This is a genomic window from Alteromonas sp. R7 (assembly GCF_055755235.1).
Window position 1 is genome coordinate 158,797 of sequence record NZ_JBVTQX010000009.1, and the last position, 21,374, is coordinate 180,170.

20 protein-coding genes are annotated in these 21,374 nt (G+C 44.6%); 13 read left to right on the forward strand and 7 right to left on the reverse strand.

From position 1 onward, the window contains the following. Positions 1-133: 133 nt before the first annotated feature. From AC0J2X_RS15260 to AC0J2X_RS15270, 3 genes are all read right to left on the reverse strand, one after another. A complete protein-coding gene (locus AC0J2X_RS15260) occupies positions 134-3,250 on the reverse strand; it encodes an efflux RND transporter permease subunit (RefSeq protein WP_069943967.1) in 3,117 nt (1,038 codons plus the stop codon). Next, positions 3,243-4,301: an efflux RND transporter periplasmic adaptor subunit gene (locus AC0J2X_RS15265; protein WP_014948828.1), complete on the reverse strand. Its 1,059-nt coding sequence runs from the start codon at positions 4,299-4,301 to the stop codon at positions 3,243-3,245. Before AC0J2X_RS15265 ends, AC0J2X_RS15260 begins: the two co-directional genes overlap by 8 nt. 131 nt (positions 4,302-4,432) lie before the next feature. Then, entirely contained in the window at positions 4,433-6,241 is a 1,809-nt protein-coding gene (locus AC0J2X_RS15270; RefSeq protein WP_039227269.1) for an ABC transporter transmembrane domain-containing protein, read from the reverse strand. A gap of 191 nt (positions 6,242-6,432) precedes the next feature. On the opposite strand from AC0J2X_RS15270, the gene AC0J2X_RS15275 reads away from it, so the two are divergent. The 6 genes from AC0J2X_RS15275 (at position 6,433) to AC0J2X_RS15300 (ending at position 10,098) form a co-directional block, all read left to right on the forward strand. Continuing rightward, positions 6,433-7,107 carry a DsbA family protein gene (locus AC0J2X_RS15275; RefSeq protein ID WP_069943969.1) on the forward strand — a complete coding sequence of 225 codons (675 nt, stop codon included), beginning with the start codon at positions 6,433-6,435 and terminating at the stop codon, positions 7,105-7,107. Between the two features lie 295 nt (positions 7,108-7,402). Next, on the forward strand, positions 7,403-7,654 hold the full coding sequence (gene rpsP, locus AC0J2X_RS15280; RefSeq protein ID WP_014948832.1) for a 30S ribosomal protein S16: 252 nt from the start codon (positions 7,403-7,405) through the stop codon (positions 7,652-7,654). Between the two features lie 23 nt (positions 7,655-7,677). Beyond that, a complete protein-coding gene (gene rimM / locus AC0J2X_RS15285) occupies positions 7,678-8,199 on the forward strand; it encodes a ribosome maturation factor RimM (protein WP_014948833.1) in 522 nt (173 codons plus the stop codon). After that, entirely contained in the window at positions 8,200-8,961 is a 762-nt protein-coding gene (gene trmD / locus AC0J2X_RS15290) for a tRNA (guanosine(37)-N1)-methyltransferase TrmD (RefSeq protein ID WP_014948834.1), read from the forward strand. Between the two features lie 18 nt (positions 8,962-8,979). Continuing rightward, positions 8,980-9,339 (forward strand): 50S ribosomal protein L19, encoded by a 360-nt coding sequence (gene rplS, locus AC0J2X_RS15295; RefSeq protein WP_024015986.1) that lies wholly within the window; start codon positions 8,980-8,982, stop codon positions 9,337-9,339. Positions 9,340-9,468: 129 nt separating this feature from the next. Next, complete coding sequence (locus tag AC0J2X_RS15300; RefSeq protein WP_069943970.1) at positions 9,469-10,098, forward strand: trimeric intracellular cation channel family protein; 630 nt, start codon at positions 9,469-9,471, stop codon at positions 10,096-10,098. 97 nt (positions 10,099-10,195) lie between these two features. Here AC0J2X_RS15300 and AC0J2X_RS15305 read toward each other — a convergent pair whose 3' ends face one another. Then, on the reverse strand, positions 10,196-10,912 hold the full coding sequence (locus tag AC0J2X_RS15305) for an enoyl-CoA hydratase/isomerase family protein (protein ID WP_069943971.1): 717 nt from the start codon (positions 10,910-10,912) through the stop codon (positions 10,196-10,198). 429 nt (positions 10,913-11,341) lie between these two features. Between AC0J2X_RS15305 and AC0J2X_RS15310 the strand changes: the two genes are divergently transcribed. The 7 genes from AC0J2X_RS15310 to AC0J2X_RS15340 all read left to right on the forward strand — a co-directional run bounded on the left by AC0J2X_RS15310 (position 11,342) and on the right by AC0J2X_RS15340 (position 18,460). Next, positions 11,342-12,430, forward strand: coding sequence for a 3-deoxy-7-phosphoheptulonate synthase (locus AC0J2X_RS15310; RefSeq protein ID WP_014948838.1), 1,089 nt, complete (start codon positions 11,342-11,344; stop codon positions 12,428-12,430). 76 nt (positions 12,431-12,506) lie between these two features. After that, entirely contained in the window at positions 12,507-13,661 is a 1,155-nt protein-coding gene (gene tyrA / locus AC0J2X_RS15315) for a bifunctional chorismate mutase/prephenate dehydrogenase (RefSeq protein WP_014976023.1), read from the forward strand. 45 nt (positions 13,662-13,706) lie between these two features. After that, positions 13,707-14,999, forward strand: a complete 1,293-nt coding sequence (locus AC0J2X_RS15320; RefSeq protein ID WP_239245633.1) for a pepsin-like aspartic protease — start codon at positions 13,707-13,709, stop codon at positions 14,997-14,999. Positions 15,000-15,024: 25 nt separating this feature from the next. Then, positions 15,025-15,795 (forward strand): SAM-dependent methyltransferase, encoded by a 771-nt coding sequence (locus tag AC0J2X_RS15325; protein ID WP_472996185.1) that lies wholly within the window; start codon positions 15,025-15,027, stop codon positions 15,793-15,795. Beyond that, complete coding sequence (locus AC0J2X_RS15330; RefSeq protein ID WP_014948842.1) at positions 15,795-16,298, forward strand: GNAT family N-acetyltransferase; 504 nt, start codon at positions 15,795-15,797, stop codon at positions 16,296-16,298. The genes AC0J2X_RS15325 and AC0J2X_RS15330 overlap by 1 nt, the downstream gene beginning before the upstream one ends. Positions 16,299-16,469: 171 nt before the next feature. Further along, on the forward strand, positions 16,470-16,682 hold the full coding sequence (locus AC0J2X_RS15335) for a hypothetical protein (protein WP_239245635.1): 213 nt from the start codon (positions 16,470-16,472) through the stop codon (positions 16,680-16,682). 17 nt (positions 16,683-16,699) lie between these two features. Then, on the forward strand, positions 16,700-18,460 hold the full coding sequence (locus AC0J2X_RS15340) for a GGDEF domain-containing protein (RefSeq protein ID WP_278711897.1): 1,761 nt from the start codon (positions 16,700-16,702) through the stop codon (positions 18,458-18,460). Between the two features lie 42 nt (positions 18,461-18,502). Here AC0J2X_RS15340 and pheA read toward each other — a convergent pair whose 3' ends face one another. From pheA to yciH, 3 genes are all read right to left on the reverse strand, one after another. Further along, positions 18,503-19,756 (reverse strand): prephenate dehydratase, encoded by a 1,254-nt coding sequence (pheA, locus tag AC0J2X_RS15345; RefSeq protein WP_170870493.1) that lies wholly within the window; start codon positions 19,754-19,756, stop codon positions 18,503-18,505. A 283-nt stretch (positions 19,757-20,039) separates the two neighbouring features. Further along, entirely contained in the window at positions 20,040-20,840 is an 801-nt protein-coding gene (locus AC0J2X_RS15350; RefSeq protein ID WP_014948846.1) for a response regulator, read from the reverse strand. Positions 20,841-20,903: 63 nt separating this feature from the next. Then, the gene (gene yciH, locus AC0J2X_RS15355) at positions 20,904-21,236 is read right to left on the reverse strand and encodes a stress response translation initiation inhibitor YciH (protein WP_014948847.1); all 333 of its coding nucleotides are present in this window, start codon (positions 21,234-21,236) and stop codon (positions 20,904-20,906) included. Positions 21,237-21,374 lie beyond the last annotated feature (138 nt).

Here is a 21,374-nt window from a genome sequence, read left to right on the forward strand (position 1 = left end):
CGCGGGTAGTAACACTTGTTGTTACAACACACGTAGCTTGGGCGTCTCTCTTAATTCTCAAAGCAAACCTAGCGCACAGTCGCCGTTTAGGTGCCGCTTAAATAGGCATAGCGCCTACTTAAGCGGGTAAATCCTAGGAATGCTGTGCGTTCGCTTCTTCCATTTCCCTTTCAAGTTTAGCACTTTCGTCTGCACGAGGCTTGGTGAAGCGGGCAAGAGCGAGATATAACACTGGCGTGAGGTATAGAGTAAATACCACGGCTATACCCAACCCACCAAATACGACCCAGCCAATAGCATTACGAGCTTCTGCGCCAGCGCCTGTGGACAGAATGAGCGGCAGGCCACCTAGGATTGTTGAAACCAGCGTCATCATAATAGGGCGTAATCGCACTCTACCAGCCTCAACGATAGCATCGTAAATATCATAACCTTTATCGCGAAGCTGGTCGGCAAATTCAATCAGTAGGATAGCGTTTTTAGCAAGAAGACCTATCAACATTACTAAGCCAATTTGAGAGTAAATGTTGATACTGGTGCCCGTTAAAAACAGGGCATAGACCGCGGCTGCAATACCAAAAGGAACGGTAAGCATAACCACAACCGCACTGTTCACACTTTCAAATTGTGCAGCCAATACAAGCAGTACAATAACAAAAGCCAACACATAGGTAAGCGCTACTTGCTTAGACGTTTCTTCGTAAGTTTGTGCTTCGCCAAGAAACACAAGTCCGATACCGTTCGGTAATGATTCTGCCGCTAGATTGCGAATATTCTCTACTACATTACTAAGCGCTACGTCTTCGGGCAATTCCATTTCCAGCTTAATTGCGCGGCGCTGTGCCTGACGCTCTAATTCAGCGGCAACACCTTCTTCACTGATGAAAGCTACGCTAGAAAGAGGCACCAAGTTTCCGTCGGTACTTTTCACATATAAGCTAGTAAGCTCAGATGGATCTAATGTACTGCGGTTATTAGTTTGCAGCATGATAGGGATAGATTGGTCGCCCACATTCAAATCTGCGATATCATCGCCGTTCACAGCGGCGCGCAGGGTACTTGCTATATCGGTAAGCGGCACGCCCAGTTCTTCAGCACGGCGTCTGTCAATATTTACTCTCATCTGAGGTTGGGTAGGGTCGTAGCTTATTCTCGGTCTACCTAGTTCGGGTAGTGCATCTTCAATCTGACGAGAGAACGCTTGTGAAGCTTCGAAAATGTTTTCATAAGTGTCGCCAGTTAAAGCTATTTCAAGCCCGCCGCTTTGACCGCGAAGGTTCAAACTATTGCCGCCAAAGGCACTGCCTGGCGCACCAGGAATTTGCTGAAGCTTAGGGCGTATTTCATTTACTACTTCTTGCAGAGATTTGTCTCGGTCATCCCAATGCTTCAAAGGCGCTGTGATAAAGACGATGTTGGGATCCCACGAACCGACTACCGTGTAAATGGAATCTATGGTGTCGTTATCCACATAGGGAAGCAGCAGTTCTTCCATCTTTTCAGCTTGTCTGTCCATAAAGTTTAGGCCAGCACCGTCTGGACCTCGTGCAAAAATACGAATTGTGCCTCTGTCTTCGCTTGGCAGTAATTCATTATCGATATTTTGCGATAAAATATAAGCGCCACCGCCTGCTGCTAAGCTTAACACACCAACTACCCAGCCATATTTGAGCGCTTTTAATAATGACGCCTGATACAGGCGCAAACAAGCGTTGCCAAAACGGCCAAAGGTCCTGCTAAACAAACCGCTTTCTTTCGCTTCTTTCACCTTAAGTCGGGCGGTAAGTGCAGGAACCAAGGAAAGGGCGACGAAAGATGAGATTATAACAGCGCCAGCTAATACGCCTCCAAACTCCCTGAATAAAAGCCCTGCAGTAGAAGGAAGGAATGCGATGGGAATAAATACTGAGGCGAGTACAGCGGTTGTTGCTACCACTGCGAAGAATACTTCTCGTGTGCCCACCACGGCAGCCGCACGGGCACCTAGACCCATACTTCTACGACGCTGTATATTTTCAGAAACCACAATAGCGTCGTCTACTATCATACCCGTGGCCAATACAAGAGCGAGGAGGGTAAGAATATTAATGGAAAAGCCCATGCCCCAAATAATAGCCAGTGCACCCGCTAGCGAAACGGGTATCGAAAGGGCTGGGACGATGGTGGCACGCCATGAACCAATAAACACTAAGAGTGTGACCACGACTAACGCCACGGTCAGGCTGAGAGAGACGACTACTTCTTTAACCGAGTCGCGGATAAACTCTGCATCATCGGACGTTACTACGATATGCATATCAGTAAAACGCTTGTCGAGGTCTGCGACCATGGCCAGCACTTCATCTGAAATCTCGATCGTATTAGAGCTTGCTTGACGTATTACGCCAACGCCTATGACTGGCGTTCCATCCAAACGAACTACGCTGGTGGTGTCGGCAGGGCCGAAGTACACACTGGCAACATCATTAATGCGAATGTCACCGCTTACAACAATGTTACCCACATCTTCTGCCGATACCGAAGTTGCATCAGCTCGCACGATTAAGGCTTGTTCGGCAGATTGAATACTGCCAGCGGGTACATCAAAAGGCGCAAGCGATAGTGCATTAGCAATGTCACTCATCGATAGGCCAAAACTGGTTAATCGTAGAGGATCTACAGAAACGCGCAGCACACGCTCTCTTTCTCCATCTAACATAACGTCGGCAACGCCAGGAATGCTTAAAAACAATGGTGCTACATCGGTGTCGACACGTTCGGTGAGCGTCTCCATGTCCAAGGTATCACTTGAAATAGCAAGGCTTACGACCGCCTGAGCGTCGCTGTCGGCTCGAATGATCGATACTTGTTCGACATCTTCCGGAAGCTGTCGCTGAATTCGACTGACCGACTCACGTACTTCGTTAGCCGCGTCTTCCAAGTTAACGCCGGGGCGAAACTCAACCCGAACACGGGCCGAGTTTTCTTCACTTTGCGCATAGATGTCTTTGACGCCACTCACACGTGCAACCGCACCTTCAAGGCGACCAGTTACTTCGGCATCCACTGTTTCAGGAGATGCGCCGGGAAATTCTGCTGTAACGGTTACCTGAGGTGTATCTACATCGGGCAGTTCGCGCACTTCAAGACCGCTCAATGCAGCAAACCCAGCGATAGCAATAAGTAGATTTAGTACAACAATAAGAACCGGGCGTCGAATAGATAGCGATGGTAAGTCGCTAACTGACGAAGATAGGTTTGGATCACTCACCTTGAGGCCCTCCGGCCAGTTCGGTAGTAATCTCTTGTCCGGTACGTAAGCGTTGTACACCTTCAGAAATTAGTGTGTCACCTTCTTCAATGTCGCCCGAAACAAGGATAGTTCCTCTAAGACGTTGGTGAACACTCACGTCAACACGTTTAGCCTTACCGTCTTCGGCAAGCCATATGTAAGCGCCAGTAGCTCCCCACAAAAGTGCGGCTTCTGGAATGGCAGCAAAGCGATCGCCTTCAATGCTTAAATTAACCCGAAAGCTCATGCCAGGGCGAAATTGATCAGAAGAGTTGTCGAGTAATGCTCTAGCGCGAAGCGTTCTATCTGCCTCATTGATACGAGAATCAACCTGAGCTATTTCGGCTCTTACTAGTTTCTCTCTGTCACTCCATGGCTCAAGCGTTACGTTTGGCGCATTCAGTAAAACGGGCAATGCTGCTTCAGGCGCTCTGAAGTTAATAAAGAGTTTGCTTCTGTTATCCAGTGTAGTGATAACCGTCTGCTCGTTAATGCGATCGCCTACTTCAACGTCAGTTATGCCCACCACACCGTCAAAAGGCGCAACGATGTGTCTGTCTTGTAAATCGGCTTGAGCTTCTTCCAATGCAACTTCTGCAAGGTCACGTTGAGTGCGTGCTAAGTCCAATTCACTGACCGGCACAGCGCCTTGCTTATAGCTTGATGCTAATCGTTCTACGGTGCGCTGAGCGTCTTCCAAAGTGAGTTTGGCGCGTTTTAATGCCGTTTGCTGACGTCTATCATCAAGACGAACAAGCACCTTTCCTTTTTCTACTGTTTGCCCAGGGACAAAGTTAATTTCTGTTACTTCATCAGCGACGGCAGGATACAACACAATTGAACGAACGGCTTCAGCACTACCTACTGCTTCCACTTTTCGCGTTTCGTTCATAAATTCAATGGGCTTGGTTACTACAAGCTTTGCTTGCCTGTCTCCCATAAACTGCGCATTTGCAGTTGGCACCATCATTAAAAAAAGAGCGCAAAGACCTGTCCATGTCTTCATTGCACCATAGAATGAATTTTTCATTTTAAACCCGTAGCGTTATTGGAACCTGTGCAGAAAAAGCTGCTGGCCCTTTATTTTTGTATTACCAAAACGTATGTTTTGTAGTCGATTGGTCGACCTCGTTGTTTGTACCGTATAGCACCACAGGCGGTTCAGCTAAGCAATTGCAGTTCGGCGTATTCCCTGTACAGGGTATCGCTTTTCATTAACGATGCATGGTCGCCGCTTCCTACGACCTGACCTTTATCCATAACTAATATGCGATCGGCGTGCTGCACCGTCGCAAGTCGGTGAGCAATCACAATGCTGGTTTTACCTACCATTAATCTATCTATCGCTTGTTGAACCATACGCTCACTCATCGCATCAAGCGCACTTGTTGCTTCATCGAGGAGTAAAATTGGGCGGTCGGCCAAAATAGCGCGAGCAATAGCAATACGTTGTTTTTGACCGCCAGAAAGTTTTACGCCTCGTTCGCCTAACTGTGTGTTGTAGCGCTCATCTAGGTTATCGATAAATTCGTGGGCAAATGCCTGCTTCGCTGCATTTATCACGGCGTCGTCACTTGCATGTGGGCTGCCGTAGCGAATATTTTCCAACACGGTATCAGCAAAGACGACGGGCTCTTGGGTAACTATCGCAATATGTTGGCGCAGAACGTCTACAGGCATTTTGTTGATAGGCGCACCATTGAACAGTATTTGTCCGGCACTTGGGTCGTAGAAGCGCATTAATAATTGAAATAGCGTTGTTTTGCCTGCGCCACTTGCTCCTACCAGAGCAAGACGTTCTCCTGCTTGAATGTTAATGTTTAAATTATCAAACAAAGGTTTGCTGTTGGGGTAAGCAAAGCTGACATTTTCCAATTCTATTTTTGGTGCCGCTTTGGAGATTATCGGTTTAGCGCTTGCTCCTTTTAATGCTGAGTACGTTGAAGAAGCAGAGGCTTCAGCTGTGTCACCATTCAAAGATCGAATAGAAGGCTCAGTGGTAAATAGCTCGTACAAACGCTCACTTGCACCAACACCTCGCTGTACTTCACCAATGACTTCGCTGATTGTGGCCACACTGCCGCCAGCCATTACGGCATAGAAAAGGAAAGCGGAGAGTTCACCTACGGTCATAGTGCCGTCTAATACTTGTCTTGCCCCCACCCAAGCAATAAAGATGATGGCCGTCATACTGATACACATGATGCAGCCAATAAGTAGTGAGCGATAGTGAATACGCTTTTTAGCTACGTCCATGGCAAGCTCTACCTTTTTAGAGAAATGCATTCGTTCGGCATTTTCAGCGGTATAGGCCTGTACGGTCATAATTTCATGGAGACTTTCATCAATGCGAGCACCCAAGTCTGCCACTTTGTCTTGGCTTTCTTTGGCATAACGGCGCACTTGAGGCGCCAGTACTTTGATAGGAACCAGCACAGCGGGTACTGCAACAATTACACAGAAGGTAAGAAGGGGACTAGAAAACGTCATAAGTGCCAGTGCACCAACGAAAGTCACGACCGAGCGAAGGGTCATCGACAAACTCATTCCCACTACAGTCTGGATAATTGTAGTGTCGCTGGTAAATCGAGAAATGACCTCGCCAGTTCTAAGTTCTGCAAAAAATGAAGGCGGAAGAGACAGCAAGTGCGCATATACCTGGTTTCTGATATCAGCACTAACCCGCTCGCCAAGCCAAGTCATTAAGTAAAAGCGCGCATATGTCGCTAAACAGGCCACGATAGTAATGGCTAGCACCAATACTGTGGCTTTGTTTAACGTATCCGCTGCGTTTTCTATGAAGCCGCTGTCGATAGCGTACTTAATGCCTTGCCCAAGTAAAAGCCATGCAACTGCGGCCGTGAAAAGTGCTATAACTGCACCTACAACGCGCGCTTTGTAGCGAAGTAAATGTGAGCCAATCCACTGTAAGACTTGTTTGGTTGATACACTAGCGAGTGGTGTTGTCAAAATTACCTCTTCATGCGCATAACTAATTCATAGCGTTGATTTCGCTACGCTTATTAAAATTCATTATTTGGATTATACGGCAAAGCATGTACATTGGACGTAGGCAATGCGATTACAGCGGCAGTATTTACGCTGGGATGAAAGTTAACGTCGCAGAAGCAAAGCAAAATAGTTAAAACGGGAAAATAACGATGAGTGAAACACGTACTTTGTATTATGTTCATGATCCAATGTGCAGTTGGTGTTGGGCATTCGTTCCTACTTGGGAGCAAATACAGCGTGAGTTACCCAACGACATTGAGGTTGTCTACTTGCTTGGCGGGCTCGCACCGGATAGTGATTTACCTATGCCGGAACAAATGAAACTTACTATTGCAGGCTATTGGCAAACTATTCAAGATCGTGTGCCTGGAACACAATTCAACTATGATTTTTGGACAAAGTGTCAGCCTCGTCGTTCGACCTATCCTTCGTGTCGAGCAGTTCTTGCAGCAAAAGCGCAGGCTAGAGATAGCGATGAAGCAAAAGCATTAGAGAAGGCAATGATCAAAGCAATTCAAGAAGGGTATTACCTGAATGCAAGAAACCCTTCGGATTTTGATACCTTGATAGCATTTGCTAAAGAAATAGGGCTTGATGCCGAGCAATTCGAATTGGATCTCAATAGTGAAAGCACAGAAAAGAAGTTAAATAATGAAATCACTATGTCACGCAGCATCGGCGCCCAAGGCTTTCCCAGTTTAATACTCAAATCAAACAAATTTGCCGGGGTAGAAGAGACAAAATCACAAGAGCTTAAAAAGCCACAATGGCAAAACGTTCCCTACGACTATAACGACGCAAGTGTAACCCTGCTTCGTCTTTAAATTTCACGAGATTACCTTTCCCCAATACGAAGACAACAAAAACGCTGCCGTTAATTGTTTGTTTGTTGAGCCTTGCTAGTTGTGGTGCTCCTTTCGACGATGATTAAAGTGCTGCTATCGACAATGATTAAAGTAATGTCACCGAGCACGCGCTAATTATAAGTTAAGCAAGACTTTTACTTGCATTGAGTGGCGATATCCGTATAATTCGGCGGCCTTCTAATTGGCGTCTAATTTTTAGTCGTAGTTTGAAGGCTTAAGTTAACGGTAACGCTACAACGAGTTTGAGGCATTTATGGTTACTATTCGTTTACAGCGTGGTGGCGCGAAAAAGCGTCCATTTTATCAACTAGTGGTGGCTGATAGCCGTCGTGCAAGAAACGGTCGTTTCATTGAAAACATCGGTTTCTTCAACCCAACTGCACAAGGTCAAGCGGAACGTCTTCGCGTAGATCTAGAACGTGTTGAATACTGGGTTGGTGTAGGCGCGAGCTTATCAGATCGCGTTTCTAGCTTGGTAAAAGAAGCGAAAAAATCTGCAGCGTAAGCTGTTATTAACTGGTGGTATAGATGAGTCTAGCGTCTGACAAAGTGATTGTTGGCAAAATTGGTGCACCGTACGGTGTTAAAGGTTGGGTCAAAATCAACAGCTATACAGAAACGCCAGAAGGTATTTTTGATTACGCGCCATGGTTTCTTGGCGATGAAAAAGAATACCAAATTGACCAGTGGCGACCGCACGGTAAAAGCCTCGTTGCAAAAATTGTGGGCGTTGATAGTCGAGATGATGCTGAGCGCATCAAAAACTTGGATATCAACATAAATGCTTCACAGCTGCCTGATTTAGGCGACGAAGGGGTTTATTGGCGTGAGCTCACCGGCATGAAAGTAGTAACAACGCAAGGTTACGACTTGGGTGTGGTGAAAGAAGTGTTTAATACAGGTGCTAACGACGTGATTCACGTTAAAGCGAATGTAGGCGATGCTTTTGGTCAAAAAGAAAGACTATTACCTTTTGTGTTCGACGAAGTCGTACAAGAGGTGGATAAGGAAGCGAAGGTCATTAAAGTTGACTGGGACCCGGGGTTTTAAGTGACACCGGAAAAGTGGTTCGGCGTTGTTAGCCTGTTTCCAGATATGTTTGCCCCTTTTACCCAACAGGGTGTTATAGGTCGAGCAGTTAAGTCTGGAACGTTATCGGTTGACACCTTCAACCCCCGTGACTTTACACATGATCGCCATCGTACAGTAGACGATCGCCCCTACGGAGGCGGACCCGGTATGCTGATGATGGTAAAACCGCTAACCGACGCAATACAAGCTGCCAAGAAAGTTGGTGGCGAAAAAAGTAAGGTGATCTACTTATCACCACAAGGGAAACCCCTTGACCAAGCAGGCGTACAGCGCCTTGCTAACATTGACCGCACAATTTTAATTTGCGGCCGATATGAAGGTATCGACGAGCGAGTAATCGAAAGCCATGTAGATGAAGAAGTCTCTATTGGTGATTACGTGCTAAGCGGCGGTGAACTGCCAGCAATGGTTCTTATGGACGCGGTTGCTCGATTAGTTCCTGGCGTGTTGGGGCATAAAGCCTCAGCAGTTGAAGATTCTTTCACTGACGGTCTTTTGGATTGTCCGCATTATACGCGGCCCGAAATACTTGATGGTCAAAAGGTACCTGATGTGTTGTTAAGTGGGGACCATGAAAAAATTAGGCAGTGGCGATTGATGCAATCATTAGGTAGAACCTGGCAGCGTCGCCCTGAATTGTTAAATCACCTAGCTCTGACTGAGGAGCAGCAGCGTTTGCTTGAATTATTCCAAGCGCAACTGCAGCAAGATGACAGTTAACTAGGACGAGAGGATATGATGAGCAAAGTCAGTCAAGATATCATCAAAAAAATCGAAGAAGCACAGCTAAAGACTGATGTTCCTGCGTTTGGTCCAGGTGACACAGTAGTTGTTAAAGTTCGCGTTACCGAAGGTGACAAAGAGCGTCTTCAGGCTTATGAAGGTGTTGTTATCGCTAAACGTAACCGTGGTCTGCACTCGTCTTTTACCGTGCGTAAAATTTCTAGCGGCGAAGGCGTTGAGCGTGTGTTCCAAACACACAGCCCGGCAGTTTCTTCAATTGAAGTGAAACGTCGCGGTGCGGTTCGTCGTGCTAAGCTTTACTATCTACGTGAGCGTTCAGGTAAATCTGCACGTATCAAAGAGAAGCTTAACTAAGATTACTAATCCTTGCGTTATTGTTAACTTCGAAAAAGCCCGCTTTAAGCGGGCTTTTTTGTGCCTGAAATTCGATCCATTCAACCTGTTTTTTAATACAAACATTAAGGTTTCTTAATAGAGAGAAGGATGAGTACAGAATACTTTATCGTGTTAGGCGTTGTTGGCGTCGCATTTTTTGCTGTATCGGGCGCATTACTGGGGCATGACAAAAGTATCAATGGGTTTGGCATCGTCGTTGTCGGCGTGATGACAGCCCTTGGCGGAGGTACTTTAAGAGACCTCCTATTAGGAAAACCTATTTTCTGGGTAGAAACCTCAGAGTATCTACTAGCAACCTACTCAGCTATATTCGCGACAGTCTTATTCATTCGCTATATGCCTTCTCCTTCCAATTTTTACTTTATACTTATCGACACCATAGGGCTTGCTATTTTTAATGTCATAGGCATCGAGAAAGCACTCATTAGTGGAACCGGAATGATTGTCGCCCTAACGATGGGTATGACAACCGGTATCTTCGGGGGCTTGATGCGCGATGTGGTTTGCAGAGAAGTACCTTACGTTATGCGTGGAGATGTTTACGCGAGTGCATGTTTTGCAGGTGGTCTCACTTACGCCGCCTTTTTTGCCCTAGACATCCCTTACATTTGGTGCATTTTAGGTTCTATCTCTGTAACAGTTTTAATGAGAATTGCATCGTTGCACTGGGGGGTTAAAGTCGATCTTTTTAGGAAGAGAACACCAAGGCCTAACTAACAGTGTAGAGCCCAACATCGATATGCCCATGAAAAGACTTATTAGCAAATATCGGTGAAGCGTCTTAAGTGACGCTTCACCATAGTGCCTATTATTGTTATGCCATGAGTGAAAGCGATTCTATTAACGGTTTGTTCTCGTTATCGATAGTGTGGATGATATGTTTGTGTAGACGCTTTTTGTGTTCGCCAAAAATGCCACGCTTTTTATCAAAGGTCTTAGCGTAATTCAGCGCACCTTCCATCAAGCTTTCTTGTGTATCGTACGCCTTTTCTACCACGTGATCTTGCTCTAATTCTTTACCAGATACACGCCTTCCGGAAAGCTTCATTTCATTAAATCTGTAATACGGCATCGCTTTTTTAACAAACTCAATCATACCGGGCAGAAAGGGGATTGATAAATCTACTTCAGGGAAACAGAAGAAGCCTTTGTCTGCGCGCATAAATCTGAAGTCACAAGCGCACGCCAAAATTGCTCCGTTTCCGAAGGCGTGTCCGTTGATTGCAGCAATAACGGGAAGAGGGAAAAGAAGCAGCGCTTTAAACACGTCATCCATACCGTACATAAATTGCTTTATTTCCTCAGTGCGAGCTGCTTTCATCGCTGGCATTAGCCAGTCTGTGTCTATACCTAGACTAAAGCATTTCTCATCATTTGATGTGATCACTAGTGCTTTACTGCTTTCATTACTTTTAATGGTATTTAACGCTGAAAGCATCTCCTTTGCGAAGAGAGGATTGTGGCGGTTTTCTCCATTTTGCATGGTTAGAATGGCGACGTCGCCAGTGTAGGTTAGGGCTAAATTTTGCATTGTGTTCTCATTATTATTCCGTTGTCGCAATGATACAAAATCCTGACAATAAATGAGAAATTTAGCTTATTTATGTTGGTCAATTACGCCATTAAATTCGTGGATCATTTGAAAACGTAAGGGCGGGATGTCACTACAAAGCGTTTGACTAATGAGGTAATTCGGAACAAGCCTCACTGTCGATTAAAAATTGTGCTATCCCTATGCACTATTGCCATTCAGTCATGCTCATTCGCTTCGAATCTACCCTAGATTAAAGTATTATTCGTTATTACTTGCGCTATTACGCTTGAGTTGCTAAAAAGTCAATGACGTTAAAGAAATATAGAAAAAGCTGGTTGTACAATAAAGTTTACATGCAGATTGCACACTCTTTTGGCGTTTAATTTTCCGTTTTTTATTTGTAGTTAAGAGAGTAAGAGAGCTCCCATGATCAAGGACACCGTAAATAATGTTCACGTAAGTACCGAAGATGTACTTATAACCCCTGAAGCGCTTAGTGCTGAATTGCCTGTGTCAGACAAAGCGTTAGCGGCTATCTCTGAGTCTAGAAAGATTGTTTCAGATATCATTCATCGTCGCGACCATAGATTGCTTGTAGTGTGTGGACCATGTTCTATACACGACGTTGAAGCCGCGAAAGAGTACGCACTTAAGCTTAAAGAGCTTCATGAATCATGCAAAGACACACTATTTATCGTTATGCGTGTGTACTTCGAAAAGCCGCGTACCACAACAGGTTGGAAAGGTTTAATTAACGACCCGCATATCGACGGTACATTTGATATTGAAACAGGTCTTCGTAAGGCAAGAGAGTTGTTAATTTGGCTTGCAGAATTAGAGCTGCCTGTTGCAACAGAAGCACTGGATCCAATTAGTCCACAATATCTTGCTGAGCTATTTAGCTGGGCTGCTATCGGTGCGCGTACCTCTGAATCGCAAACCCACCGTGAAATGGCCAGCGGCCTGTCTATGCCTGTAGGATTCAAAAATGGTACAGATGGAAGCCTAGATATTGCCATAAACGCCCTTAAATCGGCGGCATCGGGTCACCGCTTTATGGGAATCAATAAGCAAGGCCAGGTAAGTATTATCGGGACCAGCGGTAATCCAGATGGCCACATTATTTTGCGCGGTGGAAAGCAGCCTAACTACGACTCGGTTTGCGTATCAGAGTGCGAGATTGAGTTGCAGGATGCTGGTTTAACAGCGGGCTTAGTAGTAGATTGCAGCCATGCGAACTCTTCAAAAGATTATCGCCGTCAGCCATTGGTTGCACAGAACGTGGTCAATCAAATTCTAGAAGGCAATCAGTCTATCATTGGCGTTATGTTGGAAAGTCACTTGAAACCCGGTAATCAAAAAGCTGAAGGTAAAAAGCCAGAAGAACTTGAGTATGGTGTTTCAATCACAGACGGATGTATTGATTGGGAAACAACAGAGAACTTAATATCTCAAACCAGAGATAAGTTAATAACTGTGTTACCCTTACGCCAAAATAAGCGCACGGTGGCATAAATCCAAGCAACGCCTAATGTGGCAAGTAAAAATTTGCCAATAAGCCCCGTGCCATTTGATTCAAGGATAAGACAGAATGGCCGATTTATCGCAGCACTTAAAAAAGTTAGATACGCTGCGTGAAGGTATCGACGAGCTGGATACCCAGCTTGTCGAATTACTCGCAAAACGCAATCAAATTACAACCCAGGTCGGTCAAATTAAGGCTGAAGCTGGTATGCCCGTTTATGTACCAGAGCGTGAAAAAGCGTTGATAGCCTCCCGCCGTGCTCAGGCAGAAGCACTTGGGGTGTCGCCCGATCTCACCGAAGACTTATTACGTCGAGTAATGCGAGAGTCTTATCACACGCAAAACAACAAATATCGCTGTGTGAAACCTGATGTCGACAACGTTGTTGTAATTGGTGGAGCAGGGGCACTTGGCCGTGTGTTTGTGAGCTTGTTCGAACGAAGTAATTACAACGTTTCAGTTGTGGAAAAAGACGACTGGGAAAGTGGTAGAGCAACATCGTTATTGAGCTGTGCTTCACTGGTTGTTGTTGCAGTGCCTATTAATCTAACCGAAGCCGTGATTAGCAAGCTTACTATGCTGCCAGAGGATTGCGTGCTTGCAGATATAACCAGTATTAAAGCTAAGCCACTTGAGGCGATGCTTGCCGCACACAATGGTCCGGTTGTTGGACTGCACCCCATGTTTGGTCCTGACGCGCCTGGCATGATTAAACAGGTAGTGGTAGTGTGCGACGGACGTGGCAGTGAGAAATACAGTTGGCTCATTGAGCAAATGCGAATTTGGGGTGCTACCATTCACGACTCCAGCGCACAAGAACATGACCAAGCCATGGCTTATATTCAGGTAATGCGTCACTTCAACACGTTTGTGTACGGGCAACACTTAAAAGGTGAAGATCCTAATCTGGAATCACTCACCATGTTTAGCTCACCTATTTATCGTTTAGAACTCGCAATGGTAGGCAGGTTATTCGCTCAGTCACCACAACTTTATGCCGATATTATTTTCAATAACCCTGATAACTTTGCACTTCTACGTCGCTTTTACGAACGTTTTGGGATTGCATTGTCATTACTTGAGAATGGCGACAAAAAAGGCTTTGTAGAACAGTTCATGAAGGTCGGCGCGTGGTTCGGAGATTATGCGAAGAAGTGTTTAGTAGACAGCAAACAGATGTTGTTAAAAGCGGATGATGGTCAGCTTTTAAGAGACAAGTAGTTTTGACCGACTGTTTATAGCGATAGCTAATTTAAGGTAGCCAACGTGACTCGCTCTCTACGTTTGCCAATTACCAATACCTTCGCTGATGGCGGCTATTGTGTGAGAGCACATATAGGCGCGCATCAGCAGACCGTTCATCTTATTTTAGATACGGGAAGCTCAACCTTAGTACTAGGCGACATTCATTATCATGTTGAACGTGATGGTGATGTGAGGTCCACCTACTACTCTCAATCAATTAAATATGCTGCAGGAAGTTGGCATGGCCCTGTTGTTAAGACCACGGTGCGCCTGGGCATTTTCGGTCACAGCATTTCGTTGCCGCAAACTTATGTGGCAATAGCGAAAGAATCGCAAGAGACAAAAGAATCTTGTTTTAAAAAAGCTGACGGAATTATGGGGTTAGCTTATCAACCGCTAAATCACGCCTATCGTTGCACTGACAAAATTACGTGTGAAATGAGCGAGCAAGCGTTTTTTGAAAAAGCGTTGGCCGAGCCTAACGAGTCAGCAATTATTAACCTAAAGACAGCTGATTACGTTGCGACCACACTCCCTAGCTACTTTTCTGAGTTAGAGCAGCGTCAAATTAACGCCGATAAATTCGCTTTTTGGCTACATCGCTCAAGCGTCTATAACGTAGATGGAAATTGTCTTCGCGCTGCGCTTGCACATAGAAAAAATCATGGCCTTTTTGTAATAGGTGAGCCTATTTTTCATCGAGACTTATATGCTACTCCTATTATGTCTGTGAAGGTACTCCACGATAAGTATTATAACGTCACGTTAAAAGCCGTAAAATGTGGAGAAAACGAAGGCATTAAAGCGCCGGCTTTGGATAAATCGGACGAAGCACGCTGGTGTTCAAATGCGATAGTAGATTCAGGAGCAACGGTGATTGGTTTGCCAGAATCTTTGTATAACGAAGTGATCGAGCAGATTTTTTGCCGTGTTGATAACGCGAAAACATTGCTTGAGCCCTTCGCTGCTTTCTCTTTAGAGGAGCAAGGAATAGACTTGGAAAAGCTAGATTTGGCACAATGGCCTGAACTAACGTTTGTTCTTGAAGGCGATGAGGGTGAAGATGTTTTACTCTCGCTACCACCTGAAGCCTACTGGCAGGAGCACGCCCCCACATTTAACCAAGCGTCTTTTAAAATATTCCCACTAAAACACTGGCCGAATCAAAGCATCCTCGGTCTTCCTCTGATCTCTCAATACTATACAATTTTTGACAGAGGACAGGGCACTAATGGTGTTGTATCGTTTGCACGAAAAGTGACATTGAGTGATACGGTTGACGCGCTTAAACATGTTTTTGATAAAAACAGCTAAAATCTAATAATAAAGGAACAGTTACATGCAACAAGGCAGCCTAGTATGTGTAGGAACCGGGATGATGGTTGGAGCGCATTTATCGCCTATTTGTCAAAGTCATATTGAGCAAGCCGACGTCGTTTTCGTATGTGTAGCTGAGCACTACGTGGAGGCATGGATCACCTCTTTGAACAAAAACACAGTAAACCTACAAACTTTCTATGGTGAAGGCAAAGATCGCCACGATACCTATGCTCAAATGACTAGCGCGATGCTAGAGCGTGTGGAGAAAGGCGAAAAAGTAGTTGGCGCTTTTTATGGACACCCTGGGGTTTTTGCAAAGGTGCCTCATGACGCTATCGCAATCGCTAAAAGTCGAGGGTTTGATGCTTACATGTTGCCGGGGATCTCAGCTGAATCGTGCCTATACGCCGATTTGGGCATAGACCCAGGTGCTCTAGGTTGCCAACACTACGAGGCAAACCAGTTTCTACTATATAAACGAGAAGTAGATACGGCTGCGTATTTAGTTTTATGGCAGGTTGGGGTTGCAGGAGATTTCTCAAGTGCCGTTTTTACCTCCAGCTCTCTTCAACGAAAAAAGCTTACTGATAAACTGTTATCTATTTACCAAGCGAATGACAGCGCTATTTTATATGAAGCTGCAACCTTGCCCATCGATGAGTTCAGAGCTACGACGATTGCTATTGGTGAACTGCATAATCACGAAATTAACCAGCACTCTACACTTGTCATACCACCAGTTAGCAAACCAGTGATAGATGATGTCGATTACTCCAAAGGTACTAACTAGTGCAGTTCGCTACGCCTCGTTTTACCAGCGCTTTACTTTGCCAGCAGTGGAAAGAGGAAACAGCAAGCTTGTACCAAAATAGAAAAGTTATGCGATTAATAGGTGAGCCCCTTTCTGAGAAGGAAAGTGAAGTAGTCGCTAGTACTTTCATTGAAGCAAACAAAAGGCCTTGGCCAGCACAGAAGGTCTGGTCGATAACGTGTAATCAAACGCAGGCATTTTGCGGAATTCAGATGCTTTGTAAAAGCGTTTTACAAGACACTGCAGAGATTGGAATTATATTAGCGCCTTCAATGAACGGAAAAGGCGCGGCACGAGAAGCGATGGGCGCGCTAGTCGAATTTGGCTTGGAAAATCTCAATCTTCACCAAATTGTTGCCCAATTTGAAAAGCGTCACCTCGCTACAAAACGTCTAGTTACCCAATTAAACTTCAAACAGTCAAAGGACAGCCGTTTTCAGCCAAGTAAAACCAACTTGGTCACATATACCTTTAATCGCTAGAATATTTGGTTACTTCATACCTAATAAACCAGTAAGTATTTCTGTTTTCAAAGGTAATTGATGCAAATAGTAACTGGTATAATATGTCTAAAATGCTATATATTTGATTAACAACTCATCAAATAGTTGCTAACCTATTAAACATTAATAACTATAACGTAGAACAAACTCATGAAAGCGCTAAAAGAACTTCTCGCAATTGCACAAGATGCATCTAAGCAACGTGACACTGATATAATTGCACAATTTAAAGCTGACCACGCAGACGAACTTTCTCAAGAGAAAGAAAAAATGTGGTGTCTTTTGATGCCAGAAGATGAAGAGCAAGACGCGCCTGGTGATGCACAAGAGAGTGAAGAAAAGAACCAAGTGTCACTTCACTAACCCTGATAGTTTAAATTGTGGTTAGGTTTTTAATAGGGGCGTTACTTTGCCCCTTTTTCATATTTCCGCTTTCTGCTGACGAAATTGATCAGCAGTTAGTGCGCGCTGATGCACTTCGCAGTCAAGACGTGGAGGCGTTTCGTACGTCATTGTCGGCTCTCAGTAATAAATCAGCCTCCTTTTCACCGGCCCAAGTCCAATACTTTAACTATCTCAATGCTTATAGCTTATCGTATTCAGGAAAACTCATAGAGGCAGTTCCACTTTATGAAAGTGTGTTTCAAAGTGCTTCAGATAAATCGTTACAACTACGAGCCAAAAATTCAATTCTCAACAACTACGCGTTAGTTCGGGATTTTCCCAAAGCACTTCAGCAAATTCCTGATATTGTTCCTCTACTTTCGTTAGCGAAAGATAAAGATAAGCACCTTTCAATTTTGACGATTGCGCTTTTTTATAATCAATTGGAAGAGTTTGAGCAGAGTTTGCAGTACAGTGCTCGCGTAATTGGACAAAAGCTTTCTTCCCGCAATGCGTGTCTGGCTCACAATCTGCGTAGTGAGTCGCTGCACAATTTAGGACGACTTGACCGAGAAACGCTAAATACAACCATTGAGGTATGTAATGCGAGTAAAGAGCCAATCGCTCTGAATCTAGCAAAATTATGGCTTGCTCAACTGATGTTAGCATCGCCAGACAGTATCGCAGGGGCGTTAGACGCCTTACTTGCTATCCAAGCAGATGTTGAAAGTACTAACTATCCACGATTAACGTCAGAGTACTATACAGCGCTAGCACAAGCCTATTTTGCCAATAAGCTCTTTCATAACGCACAGGAGAGTGCGCTTAAAGGCGCGGAGCTTGCAAAAGGCATGGGATATTCAAAACCCAGAAAAACGGCATATTATATACTGTACCAGTCGGCAATAGAGAAAGGGGATAATGCACAAGCATTAGATGCATTTATTCAATACGCTGAGGCTGATAAAGCGTACCTTGATGAGTACAACGTTAAGCAAATGGCGATTCAACAGGCTAAGTTCGATAACCTCGAGAAGAATATCGAAATTCAGCTACTGGACAAAGAGAATAGCCTACTGAAAGCACAAGCAGCCCTTTCCCGAGAAGAAAAGCAAAATCACAGGCTGTTGATAACATTGCTAGCTTCCACCACGATACTTGTCCTTATGTGGGCAATAATAAATCGTAAGTTACATGCAGCACTTAGGGAAAAGGCGCAAACTGACTCGTTAACAAAAGTGGCGAACCGTCACTATTTTACTGAGTTGGCATCGAAAGCGCTTGATCGAATGTCAGAGCAGCAGGACGTATTATCTTTTGTAATTTTCGACCTTGATCACTTTAAGTCAGTTAACGATAGCTACGGTCATCCAACAGGCGATTGGGTATTAAAGGCAGTAGTTAACGCGGTGAGGAAACACTGCAGAAAAGAAGATGTTTTCGGGCGCTTAGGTGGTGAGGAGTTCGGCCTACTATTACCAGGGTGTAATGAGAAAAAAGCAAAAGAAATAGCGGAAAGTATGCGCAATAGTATCCGTCAGATTGATACAGCTGAAAGCGGTTTTACCTTCGATATTTCAGCAAGCTTTGGTATCTCTAGCACTGCGTCATCAAAGTATCAATTCGAGGCGCTGTATGCCAATGCCGATGAAGCTTTGTATGGCAGTAAAAAGCATGGCCGCAACAGAGTTTCTGTCTTCCAGGTTAATGGTGAAAGTGACGTTGGTAATGTTGGGCAAGCCTTTCAGCCTGCCTAAACACTACAACGAAAGAAAGTAAACACTGGGGCGTGTGCTGGCTTAATCAGCCAGCGCACTCGCCGCGGCCACTTTGGTCGGGCTAATTTCTTCGCTTGGATAGCAGCCCAAAACTTTGATGTAGCGGGTAATACCACGCAATGCATCAAGGGCATTTTGTACAGGGCCATCTTCTACATTGCCTTCTACATCAATGTAGAACATCTCTTCCCATGGATTACCTGGAATAGGACGCGATTCAAGCTTCGTCATATTGATGCTGTTCTCTCGTAGCACCAACAAGGCCTCTACAAGTGCACCTGGCTTTTGGATGGTAGACATAACAAGTGTTGTTTTAGCAGGAACTTGAAGTGGAACCACTACTGGGTTGCGCGCAACAACGATAAAACGGCTATGGTTTTCTTTTTGGTTTGCTAAGTTACTCTTTATTGCCATTAGGCCGTACAAGTTACCACCCGCTTCGCTGCCTATTGCGGCTACGTCATCGCGTTTAAGCTCACTAACTGTCAACATGGCAGACGAGGTGCTGTCCATGGTTTTCACTTCTACGTTCCCTAGTTCTGCTAAGAAATGGCTACACTGAGTGAACACTTGAGGGTGAGCGTAAAGCGTTTTGATTTTATCGATACTGGTGTTGGTTCCCACTAACAATGTATGGCGGATAGGGTGGGTGAGTTCACCAATAATACTAAGTTGGGTATGCTGTAGTTGGTCATACACTTCATTGATACTGCCAGACGTCGTGTTCTCAATAGGCAATACCGCGTAATCGGCTTCTGTACTTTCAACTTTGTGAATAATTTCAGCAAAGCTCTGACAGCCAATTTCCAGCAATTCGCCGGGGCGACGAGAGAAGTACTTTTGCGTTGCTAGATAAGAGTAAGAGCCCTTGTCGCCCAAGAATGCCACTCGGTTTAAGGGCAATGTACTGCCAGGGTTAGCGCGTTCAGCAAGCATAGCCTGCTGGTTTAAAACAGAGTCTTCAATAATAACGTGGAAAATTTGTGTCACATAATGAGGGTCTAAGCCGATGTTTTGGCCTTCTTTTATTAGGCGCACCAATAGCTGTTCTTCTCGCTTTTGATCTCTCACAGGAATGTGATGCTTTATTTTCGTCTCAGCCACTTCGTTGGTTAACTTTCTGCGTTCTGAGAGTAAAGTAAGTAATTCACTGTCTAAAGCGGTAATCCGCTCTCTAACAGTATCTAATGCATTGTCTGACATATCATTCCCGTGCTTATCGTATAAGAAAATTCTGCTAAAAAAAAACCTCCCAGTTGGGAGGTTTTCATGCATGTAGCCGCGCCTCCCTAGTTAAAGGATATAAACGCAAAAAAGAAAAGTGCTACGTGCATAGTATTCTGTTTCATAGGTTTGAATGTATGTTGAACGCCTATGTGTGTCAACCCATTTTTACAAATTGAATGGTTGTTTTTAATGTGGGGGACTTGAAAAAGTAATTAAAATGCGCTGTTGGCTTTATAAAAAGCCAAACGGTTAGGGCATGAAGCGTTGGCAGGTGCCGTAAATATACACCTGCCGGTGGGTAATTTGAGAACGCCGTTTAATATTTTAGCGCTTAGTTACCTAATAGTGCTGAAAGCATTTGTCTTACTTCGTTGGGCTCAAAAGGCTTATCGCATAGCGCGTTCACACCTGTTTGCTGAATATTAGCCATATGTGCACTGTCAGCTGACTCTGACGTTACCATGATAATCGGTATATGTGTGGTTTCTGGATTAAAGCGGATAAATTCCGATAGTTCCCTGCCATCCATTTCGGGCATATTGTAGTCGGTAACCACGAGGTCAAAAGGTTCATCTTTTATATAAGTTAGCGCCATTGCGCCATTCTCCGCTTCTTTTATGCGTTGAAGCCCCATGCCTTCTAGTACGCGTCGAATATGATTACGCGCTAATTTACTGTCATCAACAAGAAGTACGCGAACATCATGTACGTCAAATAGTTCTAATTCTAGTTCATCGTGATTGATTAAATCTAAGCTTGCGTTTAATGCACGAGACAAATGAAGGGGTTCAAATGGTTTAGGAAGAATTGCCGCAACACCTGCCTGCTTAAATTCTTCTAGTTTGCTTAAACGATTTTCACTGGAAACCAACATGAAGGGGATTGTTTTAAATGCGTCGTCTTCTTTAATGAATTTAAGTAGTTCTAGTGCGGTTCCATCTTCGTAGTACATCGCGCTTACGATTAGGTCAGCACCGTGCGCTTTTACCGCTGAACGAGCTTCGGAAAGGGTACTGACGGGGTCAATTTCCTTTACGTGTTCTTTTAACAACAAAGTGGTGATGATCTTTCTTTGTGTGTCAGAAGGCTCAACTAAAATAATGTGTAGATCAGAAATTGACAGCTTTTCCATTTCAGACTCTTTTTGTTATATGTTTATGAAAAAGTGAGAGCTCGCTAGCTGGCTAGCGTTACATTAGCCCCCAGCAAGCTTAACTTTATACCCTTTATCGGTAAGTAGTGTGCGGAGCTTTTCCCTGTCATCGGTTTGTACTTCAATGACACCGTCTTTCACTGCGCCGCCGCAACCACATTTTTTCTTTAGCTCAGAGCCTAGCTTTTTCAGCTCATCAGACGCGAGGTCTAATCCCTTAATCAGAGACACCCCTTTTCCTTTGCGACCTTTAGTTTCCCTGTGAATACGAACAACGCCGTCAGAAGACACCGAACGCGCTTGCTCTTTTGGCTCAGGCTTTATTTTGCCGCTTTCAGTACTATAGACCAAAAGGGCGTCTTGCCAGTCTTGCATACATACCTCAATAAATTGCGTCTTTCCATCTAAATGGCGATAAAAAAAGCATTACCATACGAAAGTTTAAGATGACTTTCATGGCGATGTGTAAAAGTTCAACTAGTATAAGAATAGCAAAGTTAAAAGCATGTGATG

Excerpts from the sequence above, each read along its gene's own strand:
- AC0J2X_RS15350 (WP_014948846.1), bottom strand. The coding sequence starts at position 20,840 with ATGGAAAAGCTGTCAATTTCTGATCTACACATTATTTTAGTTGAGCCT.
- AC0J2X_RS15325 (WP_472996185.1), top strand. The coding sequence starts at position 15,025 with ATGCAACAAGGCAGCCTAGTATGTGTAGGAACCGGGATGATGGTTGGA.
- tyrA (WP_014976023.1), top strand. The coding sequence starts at position 12,507 with ATGGCCGATTTATCGCAGCACTTAAAAAAGTTAGATACGCTGCGTGAA.
- AC0J2X_RS15310 (WP_014948838.1), top strand. The coding sequence starts at position 11,342 with ATGATCAAGGACACCGTAAATAATGTTCACGTAAGTACCGAAGATGTA.
- AC0J2X_RS15275 (WP_069943969.1), top strand. The coding sequence starts at position 6,433 with ATGAGTGAAACACGTACTTTGTATTATGTTCATGATCCAATGTGCAGT.
- AC0J2X_RS15265 (WP_014948828.1), bottom strand. The coding sequence starts at position 4,301 with ATGAAAAATTCATTCTATGGTGCAATGAAGACATGGACAGGTCTTTGC.
- rplS (WP_024015986.1), top strand. The coding sequence starts at position 8,980 with ATGAGCAAAGTCAGTCAAGATATCATCAAAAAAATCGAAGAAGCACAG.
- pheA (WP_170870493.1), bottom strand. The coding sequence starts at position 19,756 with ATGCATGAAAACCTCCCAACTGGGAGGTTTTTTTTTAGCAGAATTTTC.
- rimM (WP_014948833.1), top strand. The coding sequence starts at position 7,678 with ATGAGTCTAGCGTCTGACAAAGTGATTGTTGGCAAAATTGGTGCACCG.
- AC0J2X_RS15335 (WP_239245635.1), top strand. The coding sequence starts at position 16,470 with ATGAAAGCGCTAAAAGAACTTCTCGCAATTGCACAAGATGCATCTAAG.
- AC0J2X_RS15300 (WP_069943970.1), top strand. The coding sequence starts at position 9,469 with ATGAGTACAGAATACTTTATCGTGTTAGGCGTTGTTGGCGTCGCATTT.
- AC0J2X_RS15305 (WP_069943971.1), bottom strand. The coding sequence starts at position 10,912 with ATGCAAAATTTAGCCCTAACCTACACTGGCGACGTCGCCATTCTAACC.
- rpsP (WP_014948832.1), top strand. The coding sequence starts at position 7,403 with ATGGTTACTATTCGTTTACAGCGTGGTGGCGCGAAAAAGCGTCCATTT.
- yciH (WP_014948847.1), bottom strand. The coding sequence starts at position 21,236 with ATGCAAGACTGGCAAGACGCCCTTTTGGTCTATAGTACTGAAAGCGGC.